Genomic DNA, 12039 nt, shown 5'->3' with positions numbered 1-12039 from the left:
GGGCGAAGCGCCTTTGGGCGTTACCCCGCCATCAGCTGCTGCTGGGGATGCTCAGCGTTGAGTGACCTTGGCCTGGCACCACCTTTGCGGAAAACCATCGAATGCGCTTGCTCGACAGTGATCTTTGGGATCACCGAAGCCGGGATGCGTGACGCTGCAGACAGGTTGAACACGGCAAAACGCTCGTCCACCACCCGCTCGGCCATCAGCTTGAGCGACGGCAATACCCGCCCTTCATAATGCTGATCAAGCCCACAGGGCGACTTGGCAGAATCGGCTGTTTCATAGAAGCGTCCAGCGGCCTGGTTCAAGTCCACCCCGACCAGGAATACCTTGCTGAAGCCCAGATGATAAGCTAGCTGCAACGCCGCATATGCCACTGTGCGCGCATCGAAAAAGCCTTCACTGAGGTCCTTGCTGAAACCGATCGAGCGTGCACGCGCATTCCAGGCAAAACGAGGGCGCACGCACGCGGACTGCCCTTGCGACATCGACTGTTTCAAGGAAAATCCAGCGGCTTTCTGCAACGGATACAGTTTGGCAGAGCAAGTACCGGCCACCTCGGCGATCTGCTCCGACCACAAGGCTACATGCTGGCTGCTGCTCAACGCCTGGGCGAATAACTCGGGCTGCTGCTTGGGGAAGCTGGTGTCGGTGCAGATATAGAAGAACGGCTTGATCGCCGTGTCGGCGAACATCGAGATGGCGCCGTTCATGGTGATTACCGGCACACCGGCGAAGCGCTCCAGCGGGAAGTCCTTGGCGGAGCTGCCCGAGGCCATGATGATGACCGAGCCGTTGGCGATGTTGCGCACATCAGCAAAGTCACCAATGACTGGCTTAGAAGTCTCAGTACCGCCCGATGTAGCCGCCAAAGTGTCTGCCCCAATCCGAATTTTCGGACAATTCTGACAGAAAAATCGGCGAGGAGTTCAGGCGCTGGTCGTAGTTCCCCCGAAGACTATGAAATAAAACTCATCTATCGGGGGCTGTGCAGGGCTGTATTCAGCCGCGAATCTCGGCAACAACTGCCGCAAGTGCCTGGGCGGGATCGGCCGCTTGGCTGATCGGGCGACCAATAACCAGGTAATCAGACCCGGCATCCAGTGCTTGGCGCGGGGTGAGAATGCGGCGTTGATCGTCATGTGCGCTGCCGGCAGGACGAATCCCCGGGGTCACCAGTTGCAGCGACGGATGGGCCGCTTTCAGTGCAGTGGCCTCCAGCGCCGAGCAGACCAGCCCGTCCATCCCTGCCTTCTCTGCCAATGCCGCCAGACGCAGCACTTGCTCCTGTGGCTCGATATCCAGACCAATACCGGCCAGGTCCTCACGTTCCATGCTGGTCAGCACAGTCACACCGATCAGCAACGGCTGCGGCCCACTACGCTTGTCCAGCACATCGCGGCACGCCGCCATCATGCGCAGGCCGCCCGAGCAGTGCACGTTGACCATCCACACGCCCATCTCGGCCGCGGCCTTGACTGCCATCGCCGTGGTATTGGGGATGTCATGGAATTTGAGATCGAGGAACACCTCGAAGCCCTTGGCGCACAAGGTCTCGACGATACCCGAAGCGCTGCTGGTGAACAGTTCCTTGCCAACCTTTACCCGGCAAAGTGCAGGGTCGAGCTGGTCGGCCAACTGCAGGGCAGCTTCACGGGTAGGGAAATCCAGGGCGACGATCAGGGGCGTCTGGCAAGCAGGCATTGGCAGGGTCTCATGGCGGGTCGTAAACGGCGCGCATTGTAAACCAAGTGGGGTGCGCTTTGCAGGCCGCAGGTCACGAGAATGGCCGGGGTTGCGAGGGCTATAATGGAACCAAAGGGCGAGGCGTCCGCTCGTAATTGGTACTAGCGAAGCTTTTTACTGCCCGTAGGAGAATGACGATGCCTTGGTATGCCTGGTTGATATTGGTCGTTGCCATCGGCTCGATCGTGGGTGGTTTGATGATGCTGCGTGATACGGCGAAGAAGCTGCCGTTGACAGAGGAGCAGCTGCGCAAGGTGCATGAACGTAACGCGCAGATGGATGCCAAGGAATCCAAAGACCTATGAATGATTGATGGCCGGCGCAAGGCCGGCCATCGCTTGGGGTTTACTCCAGGGTGAGCCTGTCGCGGTTACGCTCCATCAGGGCGTTTCCGATTCCCTTGATCTCCAGAAGCTCATCAACGGACTGGAAAGGGCCGTTTGCCTCGCGGTGGGCGACGATGGCCTGGGCTTTGGCTTGGCCGATGCCGTTTAGTTCGCGCTGGAGGGTGGAGGCGTCGGCAGTGTTTAGGTTGGTTTTGGCCAATGGCGTTGTGGCGGCTTGAGCTACTACCGGAAATGGCTCAGGTACTGCGGCTGGTGCGGCATTTACAGAGAATGAAAGGCCTGCGAATAAAGGGAGCAACAGATAGGAAAGAACAGTACTGGGCATATAGGATACTCCTGTCGGCTAATAAAATATTGGCAGCGTTCCTTGGCTGCCCTATTAAAATAGCGATGAACAGGTCACTTTAGAAGCGAGCACCTAAGGGAATGCGTTACTGATTTAAACAGCGATTCCAATATCGTCCGCCATCACTGCAGAAAGAGATAAGGTATATGTAGGATAATTCCAAGCAGGCACGATCTCAATACGAGCATCAGCAAAATGCTCTCATGCAAGCGCAACTGATGGAAACATATTTGAAAACAGAGCAATAGCATCAACAGTAAAATCCCTGTCCATGCGAACCTCATTATCGATGTCATGCACTGGGCGTGCTTCTGGTGAACTCCGCCGGTTATTTATCAGTGTACTTCTACATGCAAACTTTCGAGCCCTTCGCAATATTCCTGCCTGCCCCGAACCATCAAGAAAAGTACCTGTGTACCTAGCTACGCCGCTCATTAGGCCAGCTAACTTAATTAGCGGCGATCGGTTCGTCACCGGGCCAATAATTGTGATAAGTATGGACCCTCACGACATTACCTGGGGCTAGGGTTACTCCGTCTATGGCAATAGGGTATATCTAGCGCGCTGAAGAAATATCCACGCGGTTCGCGGAGGTGGCCGGGTTCCCATTGATAGTCGTACTCAGAACTCCAACGGTCTGCCCGAAAGAGTAAACGCCACCAATCAAGCGCTGCGAATCGATCTAAGAAATGTCAAGTCGACGTTGCAAGTGTACCCAGTCTACTATTTCTCCCTCAGGTTCGTATCCGCTGACCAGATCACGAAGTATCTGCCTTACCAAAGTGAAATCCTCCCTAGTCACAGCTTGAACCAGAGCCGAAAGGTGCTCTTTGAGAGGCTCCCAGGTAAGGCATTCTTCGTTCGCCGTCATAATCATGGGGTGTTGTGTTGGCGAGACATTATCGCCAATTAATAGTTCTTCATAAAGTTTTTCACCTGGCCGCAGACCACTAAACTCAATGGCAATATCACCATGTGGATTAGTTTCCGATCTTACGCTCAAGCCTGATAAGTTAATCATTTTCTCAGCCAATGAGGCAATCCTGACGGGCTCTCCCATATCCAGTACGAATACGTCGCCCCCCAGTCCCATTGAACCGGCTTGAATCACCAGCTGAGCAGCCTCAGGAATCGTCATGAAATAGCGAGTAATCTTCGGATGGGTAACAGTTAACGGACCACCGGACTTGATTTGTTTGTGGAAAAGCGGAATTACAGACCCCGAGGAGCCGAGCACGTTTCCAAAGCGAACCATTGTAAAACGAGTCTTATTTAACCGAAAAACATGATCGGACTCACCAAATAATAGAGGTTGCGCCTCTTGGCTCAGCGCCTGCAATACCATTTCGGCTAACCGCTTAGTACCGCCCATAACATTGGTCGGACGCACAGCTTTATCCGTCGATACCAGCACAAAATTGGAAACATTCGCCTTCAGTGCCGCCTGAGCAGTGTTCAATGTCCCGATGACATTATTGAGCACGCCTTCAGCAATATTGTGCTCCACCATCGGCACATGTTTGTAGGCTGCTGCATGATACACTGTATCAACGCGCCACATTGTCATGGTGTCAAAAATATGCTTTTGATTACGAATTGAGCCGAGGAAGGGAACGAGATTAACAGGTAGCGATTCACGATCAATCCGCTGCTGCAACTCGCTATGAATACTGTAGAGATTGAACTCACTGTGTTCAAAAAGTAGTAGTGCCCTGGGTTTCAGCATGAGAATCTGACGACATAATTCCGAACCAATGGACCCGCCGGCACCTGTAACCATGACGACTTTCTTGGAAATACAGCGCGCCAGAAGCTCATTTTGTGCTGGCACAGGATCTCTACCAAGCAGGTCTGCGATATCCACTTCCTGAATGTCGTCGACCTTCACTCGACCGCTAGCCAAGTCCATAAAACCAGGGATACTACGTACGTGTAGCGGATAACCTTCTAAAAACCCAAGAATTTCACGGCGACGCGCACGCGTGGCGGAAGGAATGGCTAACAGAATTTCTTCGGCACCGGTCATGTCGATCATCTTTTGAATGTCTTTGCTGCGGCATACCGGAAGTCCAGAAATCACCCGATCTGCAACACCTTCATCGTCATCAATGAAAGCCACAGGGCGCATGACCCGCCCCATTCGCAGCGCCGCGACCAGCTGGTTTCCCGCAGCACCCGCCCCATAAATCGCGACTTTAGGCAGACCGTTGTCCCGACTAGTAAAAGGCACATGCTGACGCGCGGCGAACCAGTCGCCCAGAAAATACTGACGCATGAGGAGTCGGAGTCCGCCAATCATCACGAGGCTAAGCCACCAGTAATTGAAGACAATGGACCGGGGTACGATAACAGAGTGGTTACTATGCCAATAAACAAAAACGGCAAACAATAGAGCAGATAGGGAGACGGCCTTAAAGATCGCAATGAGTGCATCATTACCAAAGTACCGCATAACAGCCCTGTACATACCGAATCGAATGAATATTGGAATGGCAATAATCGGCGCTGTTACAAAAAGCCAAAAATGTAGACTGATGGTCTCAAAAATTTCGTCGGTACCAAGACGAACAATGAACGCCATCCAGAGCGCAAACCACACCAGCGCAACATCGGTGACGACTTGGAGCGCACGTTTATGACGGCGGGGCAATGAGAGCATCCCTGTTCGAATTTTCCCCATCATGTACCCACCCTCCTGATTACGAACCACTCTAAATAACCTCCATTTCAATAAGCTCAAGGCGCAACGAACACCCCACGTCCAGCGATGCACAAGTCTCTATCTAGGAGGTTTTACAAGCTTGTCGCATAACGTTTTCCAGAGCAACGCACGTCTGAGACATTTCATCTGGCGTTAGAGTAGGGTGAACTAAAAACATAAGGCTAGTTTCACCGAGCTCCTTCGCGACTGGCAACCGAGTTGCAGGCCTCCATATAGTGCCCTCAAACGCTTTCTCTAAGTACACTTCAGAGCAGGATCCAGAAAAGCATGGCACTCCTTGCGCGGTTATTTCATTAATAATGCGATCTCTTGTCCAACCTGCACACAGTTGCTCCGGATCCACAAAGATATAGCATTTATAGGCAGCATGCGTGATGTCATCAGGCAGGGCAGGAACGCGCAATCCAGGGAGCCGACGAGCGCACGACCAGATAAGTTTGGCATTAGCATGTCGCTGAGTATGCCAGAACGGCATTCGCTTTAATTGTATGCGCCCGATCGCGCCTTGAACCTCGGTCATACGCCAATTAGTGCCAAAACTTTCGTGAAGCCAGCGGAAACCGGGCTCGTGCTGACGCTCGTAAACAGCCTCCCAACTCTTACCATGATCTTTATACGACCACATCTGAGCCCACAGATCCGGATCACGAGTGGTGACCATGCCACCCTCACCGGCTGTGGTCATTATCTTGTCCTGGCAAAAAGACCAAGCTCCGATATGCCCAATGGAACCGACCGGACGCCCTTTGTAGGTTGCACCGTGGGCCTGAGCACAGTCCTCAATGACTTTAAAGCCACGCTTTGCCGCGAGGTCCATGATAGGATCCATATCGCATGGCCAGCCGGCCAAGTGAACACAGACGATGGCTTTTGTTCGCTCAGTTATCACCGCAGTGATACTGGTTACATCCACATTCTGAGAATCACGATTGACGTCTGCAAAGACAGGGGTTGCGCCAGAATTGACGATACTTGAGACGGAAGCAAGGAAAGTGCGTGAGGTTACAACAACTTCGTCACCAGGACCTATACCCAGTGCATACAGCGCAAGGTCCAAAGCCACCGTTCCATTAGTGAGCGCAATTGCATAATTCACCCCGGCCCATGCTGCGAACTCTTGCTCGAATAAGCGGCATTCCTGACCGGTCCAATAATTCACTTTATTAGACAAAATAACATCGCGCGCGCGATCAGCCTCTTCTTCGGTGAAAGATGGCCAAGGAGAAAACGAAGAATTTAGCACTGAACCGTTCCTGAAAAAAGAGTAGTCAGAGGCCAACAGCGTTGCTGACCTAGATTTGTATATCTAATACGCGCGCGAACCTCAACGGACCTGTTTTACTACAATACGTGCCGGGACGCCCATAGCGACTGTGTCGTCTGGTAGGTCACTGACCACTGCAGCCGATGCGCCAACAACGACATTATTACCAATTTTGACTAACTGGCGAGCAGTTGCACCGATTCCAATCCAAGAGCAATCTCCTACCTCTACCCCGCCTGCCAAACGTACTCCCGGCGATAGATGCACAGCAGCGCCCACCCGGCAGTCATGGTCGACGCTACACCCAGTATTGAGGATCGCGCCTTCGCCGACAACTGCCTCTGCATTCACTACGACACCCGGGAACGCAACAGAGCCCAGACCGAGTGAAGCATACCTGCTGATGATCGCACTCGGATGAACTAAAGTCACGAGAGATGCGCCGATAGCCGCTAATTCGGTTAGTTTCGCGCGCCGAATCGCATTATTACCAATCGCGACAACGACGCCCGAGAATGCCTGGACTGTTCTGATGAGGTCACTCGACGTACCCACGACTGCCCAAACACCATTCTTTTGCAAGACAGGCCAAGCATCGTCGAAAAAAACAATTGAATCCCAGCCGTTGCTTTCCGCAGTATCTGCAACCACTTTTCCGTGTCCGCCGGCACCGAGAATGGCAAGAACTTTCACGGTTTAGTACCCGTAAACTTGCTCATTGTCACTTCCCCCTCAGCGCTGATCCCATCGCGTTTGACAACTTTTTTCAACGTTAACAGAATAATTTTCATATCCAATATCAAAGAATGATTGGACACATACCAAAGATCCAAGTCGAACTTATCTTCCCAACTTATCGAATTGCGCCCGTTAACTTGGGCCCAGCCCGTGACACCCGGCCGCACAGCATGGCGTCTGGACTGACGTTCATTATAGAGTGGTAGATACTCCATCAACAATGGACGAGGGCCGACCAGGCTCATATCTCCTTTGAGCACATTCCAGAGTTCTGGTAATTCATCAAGACTGGTAGCTCGCAAAAAGGCGCCGAATTTTGTCATACGTTCCGCATCGGATAGCGGAGTTCCCGAAGCATCGAACGCGTCACGCATCGTTCGAAACTTAACCATTTCAAAGGGGCGACCGTTTAAACCAGGACGTTCTTGCCGAAAAAAAACTGGAGATCCCAAGTTCCGCCTGATTTTTAAAATTACCCATAGGATAACTGGTGAAAGCACGAGTAAGCCCAGCAACGAAAAAACCACATCAAAAATACGTTTGAACATGAAACACCTACATACAAGTGTAATAATTAATAGCTATGTCTTAAACACCCATCTCGCGTAACATCATCTGATTAACCATGTGCACATCGTACTTTTCTTCTGCAACTTTACGAGAAGCCTGCCCCATAGTCTCAGCCTTGCTCGGATCCTGCAAGAAACGTAGCATGGCTTGAGCTAAACTGTCAGAATTCTTGACCTCTACAAGGTAACCATTGACGCCATCGAGCACTGTTTCTCTGCAACCCGGCGCATCTGTTGTCACGATCGCGCGGCCCATCGCCATTGCCTCCAGCACGGTACGAGGCGTTCCTTCTCGATAGGAAGGCAATACATAGACACTGCTTGCACGGATCGCAGGTCGAACGTCATTAAGGCGCCCCAAGTATTGGACAGTGCCATCCTTTACCCAAGCATCCAATTCATTGGCACTAATAGCGTCCGGATTATCATCGATCCATCCCACCAAATTGAATATAACCTCGGGTTGCGATTGTCGAATCAACCGAGCTGCAGCAACATATTCACGAACACCCTTATCTCCTAACAATCTCGCAATCAACAAAAAACTGATTGGTGTTGGAGGAGCAGTCAACTCAAATTTATTGAGATCGACGCCGGAACCATTGACGACACATGTCTGAGCGGACGAAGAGATTAATTTTCTTTCCTTGAATAACTTCAAATCGTCGGGGTTTTGGAAAAATGTTTTGCATGAGCCCCGCAACGCTAATGCATAGAGTTTCTGCACCAGTGAGCGCAAACCACTCCTAGAGGACCGGCCGCTTTCATCTCCCTGAAATGCGTAACCTAGCCCGGTAATTAAGGCAAAGCGCTTAGGAACAGCCATCAAACGAGCAGCTAGCAGGCCATACACCACAGGTTTGACAGTATAGGCGAGAACGGCATCTGGCTTGATTTTTCGGAGCAAGCGACATAGCCCTATCAGACAGAGGAGGTCCTTCCAAGGGTTCATACCCACTCGCTGCAACTCGATAGGGTGAACAATATATCCGCGGTCTTCGATTTGCTTCCTGACAGCGGAATCCACGGGCAGATCAGGCGCGGCTATGTGAACACTTACACCTTTGCTCTTCAAGCTTTCCATAAGTGCACCGCGGAAGTTCAACAATGACTCGGGGAAGCTGGCAATGATCAAATATTTCATAGTCAAAATCGCAAAGTTATGTGTAAGTAATACCGCAATCATATAACAATGATAGATCTGTTGGGCTTATGACTTAGACCAAACTGTTCGATTAATATAATCAACGTAACTGAGCACGATGCGGACAACTTTTACGGAAACCGTTCCGCCTTGGTAATCCCCTACCACAGAGACGATGGGGCGATCTACGTCATGCTGGCTAGTAACTACTTTGACGGCCTCAAGCACACGTTCTGGCTTGAGGCCGCTCATGACCAATGTACCTTCGTCCATACCTTCGGGGCGCTCATGTGCATTACGGATCGTAATAGCAGGCAAGTTTAACAACGAGGCCTCTTCGGTTATGGTCCCGCTGTCCGAAAGCACGCAGAATGACGACATCTGCAGTTTAATGTAATCTAAAAAACCAAAGGGTTTCATGAAACTTATCAGTGGATTATCAAGCGTCACCCCGCTGGATTCCAGTCTATTCCTAGTACGAGGGTGGGTTGACACGATTATTGGCATATCATAATAGTTGGCCAGCGCGTTCAGTGAATCAATCAGGTCCTTAAGATTTTCCGGACTATCAACATTTTCTTCACGATGGGTGCTGACAACAAAGTAACGCCCGGCAGTAAGCCCCATTCGTTCCAAAACGTCAGACTGGCGAATTTTGGGGAGATAATGATCAAGGACTTCACTCATGTGCGAACCCGTCTTGAAAATTGTCTCTGGGCGAATACCTTCGGCCATCAAGTATCTGCGTGCGTGTTCGGTCAACACCATATTAACATCGCTTAGGTGATCAAGGACCTTCCGGTTAAGTTCTTCAGGTACGCGTTGATCGAAGCAACGATTTCCTGCCTCCATGTGGAAGACCGGAATTTTCCTGCGTTTGGCCGATATTACTGCGAGGCACGTGTTGGTGTCCCCGTACAGCAACAATGCATCCGGTTTCTCAAGTTCGAAAATTTCGTCAGATTTACGAATTACTTCCGCGATCGCTTGCGCGGCCGTCTCACCTACTGCTCCCAGGAAGTGATCAGGTTTACGGATATCGAGCTCTTCGAAAAAAACCTGATTTAATTCATAATCATAATTTTGACCAGAATGGACAAGCACATGATTAACCTGCCTGTCCAGTTCCGCAATAACACGGCTCATCTTGATTAATTCAGGGCGGGTGCCGACTAGAGTTATTACCTTAAGCATTGAGCACTCCTTTAATGAATTCGAGTTGAAGCAGGATACGCTTGACACCTTCGACGTCAAGCCGCTCGGTATTATGAGAGGTATAGTCGTCGCCATCAGATATCTTTTGCTCACCTTCTACAAAGTACTTTTTGTAATTTAAATCGCGATTATCGGCAGGAACTCTGTAGTATCGGCCCATGTCCTCTGCTTTGGCCATCTCTTCTCGTGACACAAGGGACTCGTAGAGTTTTTCACCATGGCGAGTGCCAATTATTTTCAAAGGAGCAGTTTTACCAAGCAGTTGCTTCAGCGCCTCTGCTAAATCACCCACTGTTGAAGCAGGCGCTTTTTGGATAAATATGTCCCCTTGTTGACCATGTTCGAATGCATGCAAAACCAAATCAACCGAGTCCTCCAATGACATTAAAAATCGCGTCATCTCCGGATCAGTTACTGTCAACGACTCTCCACGATTAAGCTGCTCTACGAATAAAGGAATAACTGAGCCCCGAGACGCCATTACGTTACCATACCGCGTTGCACAAACAACCGGACCATCATTAGGTATCATCCGTGATTTAGCCACCATAATCTTTTCGGCCATGGCTTTGGAGATACCCATTGCATTGATTGGATAAACTGCTTTGTCCGTACTAAGCACCACAACCCGCTTGACCCCCATCGCCACCGCAGCGTTGAGTACGTTTTCAGTACCAATCACGTTGGTCTTGACCGCCTCCATAGGATAAAACTCGCAGGACGGAACCTGCTTCAAAGCTGCTGCATGGAAGATATAGTCCACGCCGGTCATCGCCTGAGCTAGACTTTGATAGTCGCGTACATCTCCAATGTAAAACTTCACTTTGTCATTTGAGAGGGCAATACGCATGTCCTCTTGTTTCTTTTCATCTCGGCTAAAAATCCGTATCTCACTTACGCTCGTATTCAGAAAACGCTTCAGCACTGTGTTGCCGAACGATCCAGTACCGCCGGTAATCATCAAGATTTTATTATCAAACATGCGTATTCCACCCGAGTAAATTATAACTGTCATGCATCCGGAGACATAGTGACCGGTTTAAGCACGGCCAGGTCTGTATCACGTAGCTTTTGTTCATTGTACATTTTGCGAATGAGTTCGGGCCACGAAGGAGCTCGATAGCCAGTCGCTACCAAAAATCTGGTGGCATCCAGCGACCGATCAATCGCTACTGACTCGTCTCGTTTGATGTCAATAGACTTTTCGTACACAGATGCGACCAATTGCAGCAAATCAAATTTATTAATTGGCGCCGCCGCTACATGGTAGAGGCCACATAGATGAGGGTTTACCAGGACCTGATTCTTAATTATAGAAGCAAGCTCTACTGTAGGCAGCCCTGAAAAAATGGCCTTCGCGTAGCCTTTCACGCTGGTAGTCTGGGCCAAAAACCAATCTACGAGCGAAACAGCCGAGTTCAACTCATGACCAATGATCGAGGTACGAAGAGTGATCGCAGACGACTCATCATGAATTTCGCCGAGGTATTTTGATTTCCCATACAAATCTTCACAGTCAGATATGTCTTCCTCTTTATACATACCATCACGCCCGGAAAACACACAGTCCGTACTAATGTGCACCAGTCGAATGCCTGCCAAACCACAGAGCCGTGAGAGTTTCTGAGGAAATAAAGTATTCAGCGGTAGAGCGATAAGAGGATCTTTGGCATCACCGAGCTGCTTAATCAGGCCAACACAATTGATGACGACATCAGGCCGGACCCGTTGCAGCGTACGCACCAATACGTCTTGATCAAGTACATCAATGTTGGTTAGCAATTGACTGTGCATTGCTACCGGCAAGAGACGCAGTGAGGATGGACTGCGTAGCGTCCCAAAAACCTCATGATCTACATCGCGCCTGAATATCTGCATCATGGCACTTCCGAGCATACCCGAAGCACCCAGTATTAGCACTCGCATTTGTGACCCCTTAAAATTT

General features: G+C 50.5%; 12 protein-coding genes. 1 reads left to right on the top strand and 11 read right to left on the bottom strand.

Going from position 1 to position 12039, the window contains the following annotated elements:
* Positions 1-20 precede the first annotated feature (20 nt).
* The gene (locus tag M2396_RS00130; RefSeq protein WP_409035084.1) at positions 21-782 is read right to left on the bottom strand and encodes a lipopolysaccharide biosynthesis protein; all 762 of its coding nucleotides are present in this window, start codon (positions 780-782) and stop codon (positions 21-23) included.
* 223 nt (positions 783-1005) lie between these two features.
* Positions 1006-1707: an orotidine-5'-phosphate decarboxylase gene (pyrF, locus tag M2396_RS00125; RefSeq protein ID WP_259072265.1), complete on the bottom strand. Its 702-nt coding sequence runs from the start codon at positions 1705-1707 to the stop codon at positions 1006-1008.
* 179 nt (positions 1708-1886) lie between these two features.
* Between pyrF and M2396_RS00120 the strand changes: the two genes are divergently transcribed.
* Positions 1887-2054: a DUF2897 family protein gene (locus tag M2396_RS00120; RefSeq protein ID WP_103438184.1), complete on the top strand. Its 168-nt coding sequence runs from the start codon at positions 1887-1889 to the stop codon at positions 2052-2054.
* A gap of 40 nt (positions 2055-2094) precedes the next feature.
* Here M2396_RS00120 and M2396_RS00115 read toward each other — a convergent pair whose 3' ends face one another.
* The 9 genes from M2396_RS00115 to M2396_RS00075 form a co-directional block, all read right to left on the bottom strand.
* Positions 2095-2421 (bottom strand): ComEA family DNA-binding protein, encoded by a 327-nt coding sequence (locus M2396_RS00115; protein ID WP_259072262.1) that lies wholly within the window; start codon positions 2419-2421, stop codon positions 2095-2097.
* A gap of 703 nt (positions 2422-3124) precedes the next feature.
* Entirely contained in the window at positions 3125-5122 is a 1998-nt protein-coding gene (locus tag M2396_RS00110; RefSeq protein WP_259074201.1) for a nucleoside-diphosphate sugar epimerase/dehydratase, read from the bottom strand.
* Between the two features lie 103 nt (positions 5123-5225).
* A complete protein-coding gene (locus M2396_RS00105) occupies positions 5226-6407 on the bottom strand; it encodes a DegT/DnrJ/EryC1/StrS aminotransferase family protein (RefSeq protein WP_259072261.1) in 1182 nt (393 codons plus the stop codon).
* Positions 6408-6488: 81 nt separating this feature from the next.
* On the bottom strand, positions 6489-7121 hold the full coding sequence (locus tag M2396_RS00100; protein ID WP_259072258.1) for an acetyltransferase: 633 nt from the start codon (positions 7119-7121) through the stop codon (positions 6489-6491).
* Entirely contained in the window at positions 7118-7714 is a 597-nt protein-coding gene (locus tag M2396_RS00095; RefSeq protein ID WP_259072255.1) for a sugar transferase, read from the bottom strand. The genes M2396_RS00100 and M2396_RS00095 overlap by 4 nt, the downstream gene beginning before the upstream one ends.
* 40 nt (positions 7715-7754) lie before the next feature.
* The gene (locus tag M2396_RS00090; RefSeq protein ID WP_259072253.1) at positions 7755-8879 is read right to left on the bottom strand and encodes a glycosyltransferase family 4 protein; all 1125 of its coding nucleotides are present in this window, start codon (positions 8877-8879) and stop codon (positions 7755-7757) included.
* Positions 8880-8945: 66 nt separating this feature from the next.
* Positions 8946-10073 (bottom strand): non-hydrolyzing UDP-N-acetylglucosamine 2-epimerase, encoded by a 1128-nt coding sequence (wecB, locus tag M2396_RS00085; protein WP_259072251.1) that lies wholly within the window; start codon positions 10071-10073, stop codon positions 8946-8948.
* On the bottom strand, positions 10066-11076 hold the full coding sequence (locus tag M2396_RS00080; protein ID WP_259072249.1) for a polysaccharide biosynthesis protein: 1011 nt from the start codon (positions 11074-11076) through the stop codon (positions 10066-10068). Before M2396_RS00080 ends, wecB begins: the two co-directional genes overlap by 8 nt.
* 29 nt (positions 11077-11105) lie before the next feature.
* Complete coding sequence (locus M2396_RS00075; protein ID WP_259072247.1) at positions 11106-12020, bottom strand: SDR family oxidoreductase; 915 nt, start codon at positions 12018-12020, stop codon at positions 11106-11108.
* Positions 12021-12039 lie beyond the last annotated feature (19 nt).

Origin of the sequence: Pseudomonas sp. BIGb0278 (assembly GCF_024809895.1) — a bacterium.
GTDB classification, from domain to species: Bacteria; Pseudomonadota; Gammaproteobacteria; order Pseudomonadales; family Pseudomonadaceae; genus Aquipseudomonas; species Aquipseudomonas shirazensis.
The sequence above is the reverse complement of the archived record's forward strand: the minus strand, read 5'-3'. Positions and strand labels throughout refer to the sequence as shown.

What these genes read in the sequence shown, in the direction of transcription:
- M2396_RS00130 (WP_409035084.1), bottom strand. Translation starts at nt 782, where the DNA reads ATGGCCTCGGGCAGCTCCGCCAAGGACTTCCCGCTGGAGCGCTTCGCC.
- pyrF (WP_259072265.1), bottom strand. Translation starts at nt 1,707, where the DNA reads ATGCCTGCTTGCCAGACGCCCCTGATCGTCGCCCTGGATTTCCCTACC.
- M2396_RS00120 (WP_103438184.1), top strand. Translation starts at nt 1,887, where the DNA reads ATGCCTTGGTATGCCTGGTTGATATTGGTCGTTGCCATCGGCTCGATC.
- M2396_RS00115 (WP_259072262.1), bottom strand. Translation starts at nt 2,421, where the DNA reads ATGCCCAGTACTGTTCTTTCCTATCTGTTGCTCCCTTTATTCGCAGGC.
- M2396_RS00110 (WP_259074201.1), bottom strand. Translation starts at nt 5,122, where the DNA reads ATGGGGAAAATTCGAACAGGGATGCTCTCATTGCCCCGCCGTCATAAA.
- M2396_RS00095 (WP_259072255.1), bottom strand. Translation starts at nt 7,714, where the DNA reads ATGTTCAAACGTATTTTTGATGTGGTTTTTTCGTTGCTGGGCTTACTC.
- M2396_RS00090 (WP_259072253.1), bottom strand. Translation starts at nt 8,879, where the DNA reads ATGAAATATTTGATCATTGCCAGCTTCCCCGAGTCATTGTTGAACTTC.
- wecB (WP_259072251.1), bottom strand. Translation starts at nt 10,073, where the DNA reads ATGCTTAAGGTAATAACTCTAGTCGGCACCCGCCCTGAATTAATCAAG.
- M2396_RS00080 (WP_259072249.1), bottom strand. Translation starts at nt 11,076, where the DNA reads ATGTTTGATAATAAAATCTTGATGATTACCGGCGGTACTGGATCGTTC.
- M2396_RS00075 (WP_259072247.1), bottom strand. Translation starts at nt 12,020, where the DNA reads ATGCGAGTGCTAATACTGGGTGCTTCGGGTATGCTCGGAAGTGCCATG.